This is a genomic window from Dyadobacter luticola, from assembly GCF_005860805.1.
Lineage (GTDB): Bacteria > Bacteroidota > Bacteroidia > Cytophagales > Spirosomataceae > Dyadobacter > Dyadobacter luticola.
Window position 1 is genome coordinate 2,016,167 of the sequence record NZ_VCEJ01000002.1, and the last position, 16,713, is coordinate 2,032,879.

Sequence of the window (16,713 nt, forward strand, 5' to 3'; positions counted from 1 at the left end):
AAATCATTCAAAAGCCCTGTTAACGATCTCGGCCTGTTCTTTGGCGTGGATCTTCGAGAAACCCGTTGAAGGCGACGCACTGGATTCGCGGGCAATCACTTCCAAAGGTTTTGCACCTTTATACATTCTTAGCATAAATGTCCAGCCGCCCATATTAAATGGCTCTTCCTGAACCCAGTATACTTTTGCATTCGGGTATTTCGCCAAATGTGCGTCAACCTGCGTTTGCGGGAAAGGATGCATTTGTTCAAGACGAATGATCGCCACATCGTCCCTCTTATCGGTTTGTTGTTTTTCAAAAAGCTCGTAATAAAGCTTTCCGGTACACAACAATACTTTCGTTACTTTTTCCGGATTAGCGAAATTATCGCCGATGGTTTCCTGGAATGAGCCCTCCACCAGACTCTCAATCGGTGAAACGCAAAGCGGATGGCGCAGCATAGATTTCGGCGACATCACGATCAGCGGCTTCCGGAAAGGAAACTTCAACTGTCTGCGGAGCAAATGGAAGAAGTTGGCCGGGGTCGTAACATTCGCAACGATAATGTTATAGTTCGCAGAAAGCTGCAGATAACGCTCAGGACGTGCATTGGAGTGCTCGGGTCCCTGGCCTTCGTAGCCGTGAGGGAGCAGCATTACCAAACCTGTCCAGCGGTCCCACTTGGTTTCGCTGGATGTTACAAACTGATCAATGATTACCTGCGTACCATTTGCAAAGTCACCAAACTGCGCTTCCCAGATCACTAATGCATTTGGATTGGCCATTGAATAACCGAACTCAAAACCAAGCACACCATACTCGGAAAGCAGCGAGTTGTAAATCATAAACGGTCCCTGACCTTCCTGAATATGCTGCAAGTTGCTGTAAGCCGCATTCGTTTCCACATCGCGGAGTACTGCGTGGCGGTGCGAGAAAGTACCGCGTTGAACATCCTGTCCGCTCAGCCTCACAATGTTACCTTCAACCAGAATAGAACCGTAAGCCAGCAATTCAGCCGTAGCCCAGTTCACTTCTTTTTTATCAAAGATCATCTGCTCGCGGTCTTTGAGCAGCTTGTCTATTTGTTTTAATCTGCTGAAATTTTCAGGGGTGGTAATCAGTGCTTTACCGATTCTCTCCAATGTTTCAAGAGGTACGCCTGTTTCAGGGGATTTTTCAAAATCCTCCGGTTTCGATTTCCGTAGAGAATGCCACTCTTGTTCCAGTTTCGGCAAAGTATAAGGCAAAGCTTTTTGCTTCACCATATCCAAACGTTCCTGCAAAAGCTGCTTGAATTCCTTATCCATATTCGCAGCCAGCTGCGCATCTACATCCCCGCGGTCCGCCAATGTTTTTTGGTAGATTTCGCGTGGATTCTGATGATTTTCAATGGATTTGTAAAGTACCGGCTGCGTAAATTTCGGTTCATCGGCTTCATTGTGACCATGACGCCTGTAACAAACCATATCAATGAAAATGTCTTTATTGAACTTCTGGCGATATTCCACAGCCAGTCGCATACAGAATACAACCGCCTCAGGATCATCACCATTTACGTGCAATACCGGCGCATCCACAATCTTGGCAATGTCGGTACAGTAAATACTCGATCTTGCGTCGATAAAGTCGGTAGTAAAACCTACCTGGTTGTTGATCACAAAGTGTATGGTACCACCCGTGTAGTAACCGTTCAGGGCTGACATTTGAGTTACCTCATATACAATGCCTTGACCTGCCACCGCAGCGTCACCGTGGATCAGCACGGGCAGTACGCGATCGTAATCGCTGTCATACATGCCGTCGGCGCGGGCACGGATATAACCTTCTACAACCGGGTTTACCGCTTCCAGGTGGGAAGGGTTTGGCGCTAATTTCAAATGCACATTGTTGCCATCTTTGGTTGTGATCTGGCTGGCAAAACCCATGTGGTATTTCACGTCACCATCCCCCCAAACCTGGTCGGGCAGGTTACCTTCGAACTCATTAAAGATCTGTCCGTAGGTTTTCTGCATAATATTGGCCAGCACGTTCAGACGACCACGGTGGGCCATCCCGATCATCACTTCCACCACGCCCATTTCCGCCGCTTTGTTGATCATCGTATCCAGAGCCGGAATCGTCGTTTCGCCACCTTCCAGTGAGAAGCGCTTTTGACCCAGGTACTTAGTATGAAGAAAATTCTCAAAAACGACCGCCTCATTCAATTTGGAAAGAATGTGCTTTTTCTCGTCGATCGAAAAGCTCATGTTCAAAGCTTCCTTTTCGATCTTCTTGCGCAGCCAGCTTTTCTGTTCGCGGTCACGAATGTAGAGGTATTCGAAACCGATATTTCTGGTGTAGATTGTTTTTAGCGACTCAACGATTTCACGCAATGTTGCTGGTCTTCCGAATACTTCAACACCCGCTTCAAAAACGGTGTCCAGATCTTCCGGACCCAGATTAAAATCGGAGATATCCAGCTGAGGCTGACGGTCTTTACGTTTCTGAATCGGGTTGGTGGTCGCCATCAGGTGACCTCTTGAACGGAACCCTCTGATCAGGTGAACAACCTCCATTTCCTTGCGGATACGGGAAGGATCTGTCTTTGAAATCGTAGCTGCTTCCTTTCCGTTGGCAGCGCCATTTGTATGTCCATTACCGTTAACGGGGAACTTCTGGAAAAAGTCGTAACCTTCAAAAAATTTCTGCCAGCCCTCGTCAACGGAGGCTGCATCTTGCTTATAGGAATTATATAATTCGTCAATATAAGCGGCGTCGGAATTTGCTATATAAGTGTATTTATCCATCACAAAAGTGAGTATTTCATTTACCGCACAAAGGTACGAGAGTTATCTAAAGATTACGAATAAAATCGTCTTTTAAACTTATTCCAAAACACATTACGGGCCGTTTTGATTTCCTCAATATTTTTGAAATCCTTTCGGGTTCGGAACAAATTTTAACATGAGCTCGTGGATCCCTTTCGGGCCGGAATAAGTCGTATAAATCTGTTCCACCTGCCGGGTGCTGTAAAAATATCCCAGCCGCACATTCTTCCCGACCTGCACTTCCGCAGTGAGTTGGAGGTAGTTTACTTTCGCAGATACGGCATTGTACCCGCCACCAACCCGGTAGGAAGCGCCGATCCCTACTTTTTTATTAAACCAAAACCGGGAGCCAAAATCGACCCGCAGCTTGTGGTCTTTTTCCTGGATCACCAGCACGTGCGGCAGCATCATCACGTCCTCACTTAGATCGTGACTTCCTCCCGCCATAATGTATAAAGGTCGGCGGTAAAAGTTATTGATAGCCTGGTTGCCAAATGATTGCGAAAGAACTTCCGGTTTTGAAATACCGAAGTACAACTGATCCGAGCGCAGCCAGGCGCCTAATCCGAAACTACCCAGTGCCCGGTTTGTATTGTTAAAAGATAGATCCGAAACCGGGAGGACATTGATCCCTCCCTGCGCACCAAGTCCTAGTTTCCAGTTGTCCGAAATACCCAGATGAAATGCGAAGCTGGCGGACAAGCCGGTTGTCGTGAAATAACTGGTCTGATCATTCAAAGCCTGAAACCCAATCCCGAATTTGCCATTTGCAACAGTACCATCCGCTGCAAATGTCTGACTGGAAGGAGAATTGGGAATATTAAACCACTTCCGGCGGAACATGGCCGTCATATTGAAATCCTCGCGGGCACCCGTAAATCCCGGATTAATCGCCATCGGATTCTGAACATACTGCTCGTAAAGCACCTCCCGCTGGGCAAATGCGCTTAGCGATCCCAGTAAGGTCACCGCCGCAACCAGGCAACATTTTCTGAGTTTGTAATGTGTGTCCATCATACATTCAAGTTGTTTTTACAAATAAAAAATGGCAGGAGAAATGCTTCTCTTGCCATCTAAATAACTCTTTTGCTAACTATTTATACTGAATATTTTCATCAAAAATCGTAACCCAATGTTACGTAAGGAATTGGCTTGTTGGTAAAACCATTATCGACGCCCCAGGCATAATCAAACTTGGCATAAAAGCCGAATAATGTTGTCCGCACACCCGCTCCGTAACCCATCAGATATGGATTTTTGAAGTTCGTAACCGTAGCCCGGAAAGGATCGTCCTCGCTGCCGATGATCTGCGTATTCAAACTGTTGTTTTCGCTAAATGGCCCTTTGCCCGTCCAGGCAGTACCGATATCTCCAAAGCCGACGATCTGGAAATTCCGCAGGAAGCTGGAAGTGATTGCGCCGCGGTAAAGATACTTCACGAGTGGAATGCGCAATTCGGCATTCAGCAACATATAACTCGTTCCAGACAAACGGTTAAGATTAAATCCACGCAGGTTTGTAGCAAAATCGGCGAAGAAAATGTCCCGGTTGTCTTTCTGGAAATTCAGCGGATTGTCACCGGTGCGGTTTTCCTTTTTGTTGCCCAGCCAGTTTTCCATACCTCCCAGAATGTTCTGTTTCGGTGCTTTACCGCCTGAGTGACTGGCCGATGCACGTACCGCTAAAATCAAATCACGATGGATTTTCTGATAGTGACGAAAATCCAGGCTGATGCGGTTGAAACTTTCGTTACCATTGCTCAAACCCTGATACAAATCGTACCGAACCTTGAAGCGCGTACCCTCCATCATGTTCATACCATTCACCCGGGTGTTATCGTAAACATATTCACTGCGCAAACCGCCGTAGCTCGAAGCCAGGTCAGGATTTGGCAAAATGTACACGTCGATCATGCGTGTTGACGTGAACATTGGGGAAACTGAGAAGCGGCTGGTGGTCGAGAATGGGTACGAAGCCGTGAACATCAGCTGGTTAAAGCGATATTTTTGGGGAGCTCCCTCAGAATCAACATACAATGCTTTTCTGTCAACGCGTACGCCGAAGTCAATCCGGTAAGTATTGTTGGAATATTCGGCAAACAAATCACTGTTCCGGAAGTTGGAGGAAATGAACAAACCCGCCTTAATGACGTGGTTTTCCAGCAGATCATTCATAGAAATCGACTGCGCGTAACCAAAGCCCCGGATTGGGTCTATGCGCCAGTCCGACTTTGCATCATTGGTCACAAACAAACCTTTGTAAGCATAGGGACCTTTGATGGCAATGTTCTCCCGGGTCGCTTTAGCTCTCGAAAGGGCGCTTGGCGCAGTTGGGAATGTGCCACGGGTTCTTCTGGATTCGAATGTTTTCAGGATATCTTCATCAAACTGATAGTTATCCGTATCCACTTCTCCGTCTTTCAAAGCAATCTTTGGCGTCTCGGAAGGTTTGGAAACGTTCGCCGAATCAGGTCTTGGCGCCACTGCTTTTCCGTCACCGGAAGGGTTCGCGGCAATCGCATTTAACGATGGCGTGTTTACCGAGGTATTAATATCGAAACCATTTTTGAACGCAGCAGTGTAGTAGCCATCATTCAAATACGTGTATGCCAGCGCGCCGCCCGATTTAATGTTCAAATCCGCATTCCGAATGTTTTGAATGTAGTTGGTAACCTGCGAGCTGGTCGAAGATGCACGGTTATATCTGAAAAGATTGTTGACGCCTTTACCATTTGACAGGTAAACCACATCATTTTCATCGGCATAAATAGGCAATATCTTCGCTTTACCCTCTGCCTGAACCAGTTTCTGAATGTTTAAAGATCTGGGTGCACCGTCATGCTCGAAAATTGTATAGGGCGAAGTGATAGACTTATAAGTGCCTTTATCATTGGTTCCCAGCGAATCGAGCGGCCGGTTGGAAGAAAAAACAACCCTTCTGGAAGAACCTTGTACAAATCTTGGCGAAAGATCATCGTAAAGGTCATTGGTCAGCGGCAGTGCAGAAGCCCTCGCTACGCTGATCAGAAATAAATCGTTCTGTCCACCTTTATCCGCGCTGACTGCCAGCATGGTACCATCATGCGAAACATCCATGTCCACGATCTGATCCAGGCCGCGAATGTTCCTTTTCAACTTGATTTTGACTTTTTTGGTACCGATGTTTTCATACACATACAAATTCTTGCGGTCGTTTTCCGAAGCCAGGATCGACAAGGTATTGTTTCTCGACCAGCCCAAAAGTGGTGGCTGCGTTTTTGCACGTCCGCCTATGAAATCCATCTTACCCTGACGGATCACTTTCTTAGAACCGCTCTCACTGTCAAATACATACACTTTATAGCGACCATTTTTGATCTCGCTCACCGCCGTAAATTTCTTATCCGGCGAAATTTTGATCACAGCACTCGCATCGGATACACTGAATTCGTTCAGCTTATATTTCCACGTAGGACTTGGATCAGTGTAAAATTGCTCTGCGTTTTTGTTTTGGTTGAGATAATAGGCTCGCCAGTCGCGCAGAAATCGGTTGTAGGATTGTACACCCAAGGTACTGGTAATGCTAGTCTGCTCTGTGCGGATAATGCGCGTGAGGTTGAGAATGTCGGAGATTTTATCTTTTCCGTAACGTTCCGCAATGTAATTCCAGATAGAATGCCCGATCAGCGTCGCATCATTTCCTGTCATCAATGTCGGCTTACGTACATTGCGGTTTTTGAAAAAATCGCGCATATAATCGTTCAGCTCAGGCGACCAGCCTTCGGAAATGTAAGCCGCCGTACCCGACATAAACCACTCAGGCAAAGTCAGCAGTAGCGAGCTTTGCAGCGCCTCTTTCATATTACCGCCATAAAGCATGTCATACACAAAAAGAAGGCTGATATCCTTTACCAGCTTTTTCCGAAAACCAATCTGGTCACCGGTGTAAGCCACTTCCACGCGTGACTGTGAGAGATCCAGCTTTTGTTCATTGAGGTTATCCAATGTTGACAACCCCATATTGCTTTGTTCGAGCTCGGCGGGAGAATTGTAGAGGAAGATTTTGACCCGGCTGTAAGGTGTCCAGCCCAGGACATCTGTGATTTTATCAAACTCACTTTCAGCATATTGTGCCGTCAGTTTGGCGAGTGCGGTTCCGCCCTGGTAGTGATAAATTTCGAAGTTGGTGGTCTTGAATATCTTCCAGTTGAATGTCTTGTACTGGATCCGGTTTTTGCCAAAAGTCTCCTGCGAAGGGTACCTCTGTGCAATTGATTCGGTGAATGATCCTAAAACCGCTAAAAAACTGACCGTTAAGGTTAACTTGTATATGTTTCTAATGCTCATATTGCTACGACTGTCTTCAACGGAAATATAACGAAAAATACCGCTTAATATTAATCAGGGGATTCAATTCTTTGCCGTCTTCGAGGTGTTGGGCCAGCTGGTTTGCAAAAAATGGTGCCAATGTTACGCCTTTCGTCCCTAAGCCATTGAATATGGCAATGTTACTATACTCCGGATGTATCCCGATCAAAGGCCGCCTGTCCTTCACCGACGGCCTGATGCCAGCCGCCGCCGAGCGGATTTCGTAGCTGGTTTTAAGCAGCGATCCCATCTTTTCCTGCAATTCCGCCGTCGCACTTTCCGTCGGCTCCCAATCCAGCGGGTCCCACGAATACGTCGCGCCCACCCTGAAAGTATTTACGGAAACCGGCAGCATAAAGATGCCTTGATTAATGATATACGGCTTCAAAGTTTTTTCTGTGGCAACTTCCAGCAGTTGCCCTTTCACCGGCGCAAACGGAAGCCAGTTGAAAAAATCGTTTTGCAAAGCCATAAAACCCTGACAAAAAATGACTTTGCCGAATGTCCGGTTTTGCCAGCTAATGTGGTCAGGTTCAACATAAATATCTTCCACATGAAATGTTTCATCCAGAAACTGCCCGCGATCCAGAAAAAAATCCCTGGTCTTTTCAAGCAGCACCGGCAGATCTACCCAGCCGGATTTGATTACTTCCAACCCGCCGTAATCGGCATGGATGTAATCCGTTACGTTTGCGGATGAATGCTCGGCCACATAAGGCGCGATGCCCGGATCGGCGGTTTGGGCGAGATAAGTATTTTGTTCGGCGATAGAACGGAAAGGCCGGTATACGGAAATTTCATGCAGAAACTTCCCTCCCAGCCTGTTTTCCAGGTCTGCGTAAAATGCTTTGGCGTAAGGAAAAAGATCGTCGGCGAGCCAGGTTTTTACCAGCTTTTTACCAGTCAAAGGATTAAATATCCCGGCCGCAATCTTGCTGGAAGATGGAATCGAAGAATCTCCGATGATCAGTATCCTTTTACCAAGATCATGCAGGTGAAATGCTATCGAAGTACCGGCAATGCCTTGACCGACAATCAGATAATCGTAATCCAGGTCGGCCATACTACGCTTTATTTCTTTTCTGGATCAATTCGGTTATCTGCTCGTCTGCGAGTCTTACCACCAGATCAACTTGTTCTTCGAGGGTGATAAAAGAGTTGTCAAGATAAAAGGCATCTTCCGCCTGTCGCAGCGGGCCTTCTGCCCGGTGGGTATCGATGTAATCACGTTTTTTAAGGTTCTCGGCAATTTCCTCAATACCAATCAATTCGCCCTTTTCCATCAATTCCAGCTGCCGGCGCTGCGCTCTTACCAGCGGGTCCGCGGTCATGAAAATTTTCAGCTCGGCTTCGGGAAACACCACGGTACCAATGTCGCGGCCGTCCATCACCACGCCTTTTTCCCTGCCCATTTGCTGCTGCTGCGCTACCATGGCATGCCTCACCTGGACCAGCGCGGCCACATCGCTCACTTTTTCAGCGATATACATTTTCCTGATCTCGGTTTCAACATTCAAACCATTCAGGTAAGTCTCGTTTTTACCCTCGTCGTCCTGCCTGCGAAAAGAAATATGAATATCCTGCAAAGCCTTCTCCACCTCTTTCGGGTTGGTGGGGCTAACATGATTTTGTATAAAATACAAAGTGACAGCGCGGTACATCGAGCCGGTGTCGATATACGGATAGTTGAGCTGCCGGGCTACCAGCTTGGCGGTGGAGCTTTTGCCACAGCTGGAATAACCGTCTATGGCGACTATGATTTTCGGCATCGGATTAAATATCGTTTTTCTGACAAATAACGTCAGCCTAGTTTGACAAACAAATGTTCATCCAATATTATGCCGTTTTTTACGATTGCTTTTCGGTGGATTGCTTCCAGGTGGTACCCTGCTTTTTCCAAAACCCGCATGGAGGCCGGGTTGGTTTCGAAGACGCCTGCGAACAAGCGTTTGATGGTGGTATTTTCAAAAATCCAGGAGGTCATCTGGATCACTGCCTGGGTCATAATGTTGCGGCCCCAATAAGGTTCGCCGAGCCAGTAACCGATTTCACCGTTATAAAAATGAATGTCGTCCTGCCGCAAAACACCGATGCCGCCCACAAACTCCTCCCCTAAAAATATGGCCTGGTGAAAACTCGTATTGCCGTGGTTTTTCTGACAAAAATCTATCCAGTAATGTGCGTCGGAAACCGTGTAGGGAGAGGGAAAATTATCCCGCACGTGCGCCACGACTTTCACATTGTTGGCCAGCTCGGCAAGCCTGGCCACGTTTTCCCTTTCAAAATTTCTTAATGTAACCTCCTGTCCCATAAACAGTTTAGACAAACTCCTCCTCGATCAGAAAAATCACCATGCTCCTGGCGCCATGCGCACCAATCACCAGCGATTGCTCAATATCGGCAGTTTTGGAGGGACCCGCAATAAAACAGCCCCAGCCCGTCGTATCTTTCAAACGTTCATAGGCATCGTGCATATTGTTCATCAGCGAATTTCGCGGGATCACAAAAGCCAGGTTTTGGGTAATAAAAGGCAGTGCCCGATGCGACAAATAGTGATCCGAAACCCAGACAGCCCCGTTTTCAGCCACACCAAATTCTCCCTGCACAATCGCAATTTCGATGGTTTCCAGTTCGTGCGGATCCGCCACATTCAGACTGAAATCGGCCCAGTTGGCCAGCGCGGGGATTGACGTCGCGCGGTTTGTTACATTTACAAATAATTCTTCGGCTTTTTGGGCCAGCTCAGCCTGGTCTTTTACAACAAATACCTCTGTATATATCGCAGCCAGAGTTTCCCTGAATTTAGCCTCGGTATTTTCGAAAAAACTCTCATACCGGAGCGTCGCGGGCAATGCTGATGCCGCTGGCTTGTTCTCCTTTATTTTTTGCAGGATGCTATCTCGTGCGCTCATGACTATTCTTTTCTATTTCGGACATACCAATCTCTGAAACTTTCCTTTGGCGGCTCGGGCATATCGCGCTGCTTGTACCAGGGATTCAGGTTATTATTAACCATAAAAGGCATCACCCGCATCACCGACCGCCCCAGCCTGCCCGACCATTGATAAAACCGCGGCTGCGACAACACCATCGACATTGCCTTTACGCCCAGGCCTTTGCTCTGCGGTACGTGCCCGCCTTTGGCCAGTACCTGCCGCCATTTATACAGCTGGTCGTGAATGTCAATTTTCACTGGACAAACATTGGAGCAGCTGCCGCACAATGTACTCGCAAAGGGCAGGTCCGCATTCTTGGTCATATCCAGATTCGGCGCGAGGATTGAGCCGATCGGGCCGGCCACTGCATTATGATAGCTGTGACCGCCGCTGCGCCGGTACACCGGGCAGGTGTTCATGCAAGCCCCGCACCGGATACATTTCAATGAATTCCTGAAATCTTCCCTGCCCAGCTGCGTGCTCCTGCCATTATCTACAATAATAATGTGCATTTCCTGGCCTTCCCGCGGCTTTTTGAAATGACTGCTATAAGTGGTGATCGGCTGGCCGGTAGCGCTCCGGGCTAGCAGCCTCAGGAAGACGCCCAGATGCTCTTGTTTGGGGATTATTTTTTCAAAACCCATACAGGCAATGTGAATGTCGGCCAAATGTGCGCCCATATCAGCATTACCTTCATTGGTCGCCACTACGAATCCACCGGTTTCGGCAATCGCGAAATTCACGCCGGTCAATGCGGCTCTTCTTGTCAAAAACTTGTCGCGCAAATGCTGACGTGCGGCTTCCGTCAGGTATTGCGGATCGGTGGCGCCGGCTTCCGTTCCCAAATGTTCGTGGAAAAGATCGCCGATATCTTTCTTCTTTAAATGTATCGCAGGCAATACAATGTGGCTGGGCGGCTCATTCCTGAGCTGCACAATCCGCTCGCCCAAATCGGTGTCAATCACTTCGATCCCGTTTTTGGTGAGGAATTCGTTCATGTGGCATTCCTCCGTCAGCATAGACTTGCTTTTCACCATTTTATCAATGTGACGCTCTTTGAGCAAGCCGAGCACGATCTCATTATGTTCCGCCGCATTTGCCGCCCAGTGAACGTGGACGCCGTTTTCCTTCGCTTTCTGCTCGAAATTAATCAGCAGCTCATCCATGTGCGAGAGCACATAATGTTTGATGCCCGACGCAGTTTCCCGCAGCTCCTCCCACTCAGGCAGCTGTTTGGAAGATCTGTCGCGCTTCTGGCGCACAAACCAGAGCGTTTCGTCATGCCAGTTTACATACGGTTCATCTTTATTGAAGATCTCCGAAGCTTCTGCGTGGTCAATAGTTGCCGTAGACATAGTTATCTTAACAATTTCTTAATGGTATTTTAGAAAGAATATGAATTGCACTTTTCACATTCGTTGCATTATTTCAAGTTTGCAATTTGTTTAATAAACAACTTTTTAAATTCACTTAAAAAGCTATTTTATTGTACAGCAATATGTTATAGTTTTGAATTACAAAGTTTTTCGATCGGGGCATCGGAGTCTGGATCAAGTTTTATTTTAACTTTTTTTAGACACAAACAAAATTTTAACTCCTATGAAAACCAAAAACACTCTTATTATCACTGCCTTAACTGGCTTGTTACTGACTGGTTCTGCATTCAATTCTAATGCACAGGACAAACTTGCAACTGCGGACAAAACGGAAACAGCTTCTTCCAAACTGAGCGTCCTGCAGATCAAACCGATGCAATTCCGCGTTTCATATAACAATTCAATTTCTAAAAATGTCGTGGTTCGTATCCTCGATACCGACAAGAATGTGTTGTTCTCTGAAAACAGACGTGTGCAAAACAACTATCTGAAATACTTCGACTTATCGACCCTGGTAGACGGTACTTATACCTTCGAAATCACGGACGGTAAAGAGAAGGCTTCACAAACGTTTGATATTTTGACTACAACCAGCCGCGTTGTTTCATATAACTAATCAACAGGCTCTTCTCAGATTCTGAACCTGCGTGGCGCATTGCAACACGCATCCGTAAACTTTGTAAAATGCCGGGGCTCACAAGATGGGCTCCGGTATTTGTTTTTTTACGGCCGTGTTTAATATTTCGGCAATGTGCTTCACCTGCACATTTGAATGTCCGCGTTTCAAAATCCCGCCGAGATGCATCAGGCAGCTCATATCCGAGCCTGTGATGTATTCCGCGTCGTGCCGGATGTGGTCGGCAACCCGGTCCTTGCCCATTTTTACGGAGACTGCCTCTTCGCTCACGCAGAATGTTCCGCCAAATCCGCAGCATTCGTCCGTCCTGTCTAGATCTATCAGTTCCAATCCTTTTACTTTTTGCAAAAGCATCACCGGCTTGGAATAAGGCGCCGCATTCAGTTCCGACATTTGGGACAAATGCAACCCGCGCTGACCGTGGCAACCCTGGTGCAATCCGACGCGATAAGGAAATTCAGCTTCAATGCTATCGATCTCCAAAACATCGGTAATAAACTCCACCAGCTCATACACTTTCTTCCTTAAAACCTTCGATTCCGCCTCATGCCCCTCCGATTTCAAATGTTCCTTAATGTGCAGCACGCAACTCCCTGAGGGCGAAACCACATAATCACAGCCTGAAAAAAGATCGAAGAACAGATTGTCGCAGGCGCCCGTGAGGTGTGAAAAACCGGAGTTTGCCATCGGCTGGCCGCAGCAGGTCTGGTTTGTCGGGAAAGTGACTGTGCATCCCAGCTTTTCCAGCAATTCCAGCGTGGAAATGCCCACCTGCGGATAAAACTGATCGACGTAGCAGGGAATAAATAGTCCGATTTTCAAATTGGAACGGTTCATTTTACCAGAATTCAATGGTGGCAAGTATGGGATAGTGGTCAGAAACTGCCGGATAATTTCTTATCACCTTGTATTTCTTGATACGCACTTTACTGTTGAGCAATGCAAAAATATAATCGAACCTGTCGCCAGGTAAACCTTCGTTCCAGGTCTGTAACTGAGAGCCTTGCGCCGCGTCCTGCCAGTTTTTAGTGAAGGAAAAATAAGGCTGTTCGTTTGGTCGGGCACCCATATCCATTCCTATCAAAACCGGCTGCACGCTGTTGACCAGCATTTGATTGATATATGCGGCCTGCAAAGCCCTGTCCATCACGGAAGCATATTCAAGGCGTGCGTTGCAGAACCGGAAAGTAAGTCCTTTCGCCGCTTTGACCAGTCCGCACAAAAGCACTTTCGGGTCGGAGCCGGCGGTTTTCGGCAGGTCAATCAGCTGTGTTTTTTCAAAAGGCCAGACCGACAAAATCCCCAATCCCTGCGTCCCGTTTTCGGAGCGGTCGGCTACGCCGTAGAGATAGTGCATGCCTGTTTGCGCCGCAATCTGCCTCAGCTGAAACTGGACTTTCTTTTTATCTACCAGACTATCAACCGCTTGCATGGCGATCAGATCGGGTTTGCTTTCGCTGATAATCCTCAGGATATCCCTCAGGTTGGGCTCGTCGGTCATGTTCAGGCCATGCCGGATGTTGAAGCTCATCACTTTAATCTCGACAGCCCGCCGCGGCTGGGATGCTATCAAAGTGCACGAAAAACACAAAATGAGTACTGAAAAAACCGCTCTGATCAACCTTTTCGAATGCTAGTTCACAAATCTTTCCTTTATTCTACGAGGGCAAATATCTTGTTCATTAAAACCCATTTCTCGCCGGGTTTGGCAGAAGGTAATGCTTTCTGGTACTTCCACATCAGCTGCTCCCACTCCTGCACTTTGGGGTTGGCGGCGTCCATTTTGGCCTTTTCATCAAAACTGAAATCGTCTTCCGTTTCCATGATCATAAAAAGCCGGTCGCCGAGCCGGTAAATTTCCATTTGGATGATACCGGCGTCCGTAATGCTTTTTCCAATCTCCGGCCTGACCTGCTTGTGATATGCTTCATATTCAGCAATCATTTCCGGGTCATCCACGAGGTCGACAGCAAGACAGTATTTTTTCATTTTTAGAAAATTAAATGTCCAGGCTGTAAAATTCCGCAGCATTCTCACCCATCACTTTTTTCACTTCCGAGTCGGAGAACATGCTGAGGTAATCCGTTAAAATTCCTTTAACACCTTCATATTGAGCGGCTACCAAACATACCGGCCAGTCGGAGCCAAACATTAAACGATCGGTGCCGAATGTCTCAAAAACCACATCGAGGTACGGTTTGAAATCCGCCCGCTCCCACTCCTGCCAGTCGGCTTCTGTCACCATGCCGGAAACCTTGCATTTGACGTTCGGCAGCTCTGCCAGCAGCCGCATGTCGTTGGTCCAGGTAACAATTTCCTTCTGCTTGATCGGTGGCTTGGCAATGTGGTCGAGTACAAACTGCACATTGGGCAGCCTCACCGCGAAATTGAATGCTTCTTTTAACTGATTCGGGTAAATCAGAATATCATAAGTAAAGTCAAATGCAACCAGCTGGCCTACGCCTTTCATAAAATCCGGCTGCAACAAAAACCCTTCCGGCTGTCCCTGCACCACATGGCGGAAACCTTTCAGTTTTTCAAACTGCGAATATTTTTCCAGCTTGGCATACAAATCCGGCGAGCGTAGATCGACCCAGCCGACTACCCCTTTGATAAAATCATTCGCCTCGGCCAGTTGCAGTAAAAACTCAGTCTCAGCATCGGACTCGGAAGCTTGCACTGCAACGCAACCGTCTACGCCATTGGATTTCAATACCGGTTCCAAATCTTCGGGCAGGAAATTTTTACGGATCGCCGCCATCTCAGGCGTAATCCAGGCATCCCGCCCCTCGTCAAATATCCAGAAATGCTGGTGGCTATCGATGATCATATTGCTTTCCAGGCTACTGCTTCTTGTTTCTGATTTCCTAGTTTTTCAATACCCAATTCCACTACGTCCCCGGCTTTCAGGTAAACCTGCGGCTTCATCCCTAGCCCTACTCCGGCTGGCGTACCCGTCGTGATCACATCTCCCGGAAGCAAAGTCATGAATTGGCTGAGGTAGCTGATTAAAAACGGTACGTGAAAAATCATGTCGGATGTGGTGCTATCCTGGATTTTCTTACCGTTTAGTGATAACCAGAGATTCAGATCATTCGCATTTCCTACTTCATCCGGCGTCACCAGGTAAGGTCCCAGCGGCGCGAAAGTGTCATTGCTTTTTCCTTTTACCCACTGTCCGCCACGCTCCATCTGATAGGCGCGCTCCGAATAATCGTTGTGCACAGCATACCCGGCCACATAATCCAGAGCACTCGATTCCTCCACGTAGCTCGCCTTTTTTCCAATGATCACCGCCAGCTCCACTTCCCAGTCGGTCTTTTCAGAACTTCTTGGAATAATCACCTGGTCGAAAGGACCGCACAAGGCAGAAGTTGACTTAAAGAAGATGATCGGTTCTTTGGGCAGTTCCGTCGCGCCTGATTCGTAGGCATGTTTGGCGTAATTCATACCAATACATACAATCTTGGAAGGACGCGCAATGCAGGAACCGTACCGGAAACCGGCCGCTACCTGAGGTGCATCAGCCGAATTTGTTTCAAGCCAGGCCGCCAGGCGGGAAATACCGTCCGTCGCGAAGAATTTTTCATTGAAATCCTCCCCAAATGCAGAGACGTCCAATTTTGTACCGTCGGGAAGTTCTACACCCGGTTTTTCCTGCTCAAATGCGCCAAATCGAAAAAGTTTCATAAGGGTATTGATGTTTTTTTGCTGATAGCAATCAGCTTTTCAGTTGTTCAATTTTTCAAATCCGCCGTCGATCAGGTAATCGCAGCCGGTGATAAACCCTGCTTCATCGGAGCAGAGATATAGTGCCAGCGCACCGATTTCTTCGGGTTTGGCCATCCTTCCTATCGGCTGCGTTTTGGAAAGTTTTTCAAACATTTCCTCTTCTCTACCGGGATATGTTTTGGCAATAAAACCATCCACAAAAGGTGTATGCACCCGCGCCGGGGAAATGCTGTTGCAGCGGATCCCGTCAGCGAGATAATCCCGCGCCACCGACAATGTCATGGAATAAACCGCTCCTTTTGTAGTAGAATAAGCGAAACGGTCGGGGATTCCTACTGTTGCCGCGATGGATGCCATGTTCAAAATCACGCCGCCGCCGTTTGTTTTCAAATGTGGGATGGTCGCCATCAGGCAGTTATACACGCCTTTGACATTTACATTGATCACCCGGTCGAAATCAATTTCATTTGTCGTATCCGCCTTGCCAATGTGCGCAATTCCGGCATTGTTCACCAGAATGTTGATCGGTGAATTTACTGCGATGGCATTTACCAGGTTTACTACATCCGCTTGTTTGGAAATGTCCAGCGCGTGGGCTTCTGCTTTTCCGCCATCGGCTACAATTTCGTTGGCTACCTGCGTCGCGAGGTCAATATTTAGTTCAAGGATATGGATGTGTGCGCCTTGTTTCGCAAAGGTTTTTGAAATCGCCAGCCCTATCCCACTCGCCCCGCCGGTCACCAGGGCGGTTTTGCCTGTTAAGTCAAACATTTAGTATGTATGTTATTATTGTCGGTTTTTTGTCTTATCCAGGGTTGAAACCCTGGGTCAGGAAATCGGTCGTCGCGCTGCGACTGTTTCAACTCAATCAAATCCCTTGCCGTTGTCTTAAGACAACG

At 47.5% G+C, this 16,713-nt stretch carries 15 protein-coding genes; 1 reads left to right on the forward strand and 14 read right to left on the reverse strand.

The features are described from left to right. Positions 1-3: 3 nt before the first annotated feature. From FEN17_RS08445 to FEN17_RS08480, 8 genes are all read right to left on the reverse strand, one after another. Positions 4-2,766 carry a 2-oxoglutarate dehydrogenase E1 component gene (locus FEN17_RS08445; RefSeq protein WP_138364827.1) on the reverse strand — a complete coding sequence of 921 codons (2,763 nt, stop codon included), beginning with the start codon at positions 2,764-2,766 and terminating at the stop codon, positions 4-6. 114 nt (positions 2,767-2,880) lie between these two features. Next, positions 2,881-3,804: a PorP/SprF family type IX secretion system membrane protein gene (locus tag FEN17_RS08450; protein WP_138364828.1), complete on the reverse strand. Its 924-nt coding sequence runs from the start codon at positions 3,802-3,804 to the stop codon at positions 2,881-2,883. Positions 3,805-3,902: 98 nt separating this feature from the next. Then, complete coding sequence (locus FEN17_RS08455; RefSeq protein WP_138364829.1) at positions 3,903-7,112, reverse strand: hypothetical protein; 3,210 nt, start codon at positions 7,110-7,112, stop codon at positions 3,903-3,905. Positions 7,113-7,128: 16 nt separating this feature from the next. Beyond that, positions 7,129-8,196 carry an NAD(P)/FAD-dependent oxidoreductase gene (locus FEN17_RS08460; RefSeq protein ID WP_138364830.1) on the reverse strand — a complete coding sequence of 356 codons (1,068 nt, stop codon included), beginning with the start codon at positions 8,194-8,196 and terminating at the stop codon, positions 7,129-7,131. A 1-nt stretch (position 8,197) separates the two neighbouring features. Beyond that, complete coding sequence (gene cmk / locus FEN17_RS08465) at positions 8,198-8,902, reverse strand: (d)CMP kinase (protein ID WP_138364831.1); 705 nt, start codon at positions 8,900-8,902, stop codon at positions 8,198-8,200. Positions 8,903-8,934: 32 nt separating this feature from the next. Further along, a complete protein-coding gene (locus FEN17_RS08470) occupies positions 8,935-9,444 on the reverse strand; it encodes a GNAT family N-acetyltransferase (protein WP_138364832.1) in 510 nt (169 codons plus the stop codon). A gap of 7 nt (positions 9,445-9,451) precedes the next feature. Then, complete coding sequence (locus FEN17_RS08475; RefSeq protein WP_138364833.1) at positions 9,452-10,045, reverse strand: LutC/YkgG family protein; 594 nt, start codon at positions 10,043-10,045, stop codon at positions 9,452-9,454. Positions 10,046-10,047: 2 nt separating this feature from the next. Then, positions 10,048-11,424, reverse strand: a complete 1,377-nt coding sequence (locus FEN17_RS08480; protein ID WP_138364834.1) for a lactate utilization protein B — start codon at positions 11,422-11,424, stop codon at positions 10,048-10,050. A 244-nt stretch (positions 11,425-11,668) separates the two neighbouring features. On the opposite strand from FEN17_RS08480, the gene FEN17_RS08485 reads away from it, so the two are divergent. Then, positions 11,669-12,061, forward strand: coding sequence for a T9SS type A sorting domain-containing protein (locus FEN17_RS08485; RefSeq protein ID WP_138364835.1), 393 nt, complete (start codon positions 11,669-11,671; stop codon positions 12,059-12,061). 78 nt (positions 12,062-12,139) lie between these two features. On the opposite strand, the gene FEN17_RS08490 is transcribed toward FEN17_RS08485, so the two are convergent. From FEN17_RS08490 to FEN17_RS08515, 6 genes are all read right to left on the reverse strand, one after another. Beyond that, positions 12,140-12,919 carry a (Fe-S)-binding protein gene (locus FEN17_RS08490; RefSeq protein WP_138364836.1) on the reverse strand — a complete coding sequence of 260 codons (780 nt, stop codon included), beginning with the start codon at positions 12,917-12,919 and terminating at the stop codon, positions 12,140-12,142. Position 12,920: 1 nt separating this feature from the next. Next, positions 12,921-13,613, reverse strand: coding sequence for an endonuclease/exonuclease/phosphatase family protein (locus FEN17_RS08495; protein ID WP_138365311.1), 693 nt, complete (start codon positions 13,611-13,613; stop codon positions 12,921-12,923). 122 nt (positions 13,614-13,735) lie between these two features. Next, entirely contained in the window at positions 13,736-14,071 is a 336-nt protein-coding gene (locus FEN17_RS08500; protein WP_138364837.1) for an L-rhamnose mutarotase, read from the reverse strand. A gap of 10 nt (positions 14,072-14,081) precedes the next feature. Continuing rightward, positions 14,082-14,912, reverse strand: a complete 831-nt coding sequence (locus FEN17_RS08505; protein WP_138364838.1) for an amidohydrolase family protein — start codon at positions 14,910-14,912, stop codon at positions 14,082-14,084. Continuing rightward, positions 14,909-15,772: a fumarylacetoacetate hydrolase family protein gene (locus tag FEN17_RS08510; protein WP_138364839.1), complete on the reverse strand. Its 864-nt coding sequence runs from the start codon at positions 15,770-15,772 to the stop codon at positions 14,909-14,911. The genes FEN17_RS08505 and FEN17_RS08510 overlap by 4 nt, the downstream gene beginning before the upstream one ends. A gap of 39 nt (positions 15,773-15,811) precedes the next feature. Continuing rightward, entirely contained in the window at positions 15,812-16,585 is a 774-nt protein-coding gene (locus FEN17_RS08515) for an SDR family NAD(P)-dependent oxidoreductase (protein ID WP_138364840.1), read from the reverse strand. Between the last annotated feature and the right edge of the window lie 128 nt (positions 16,586-16,713).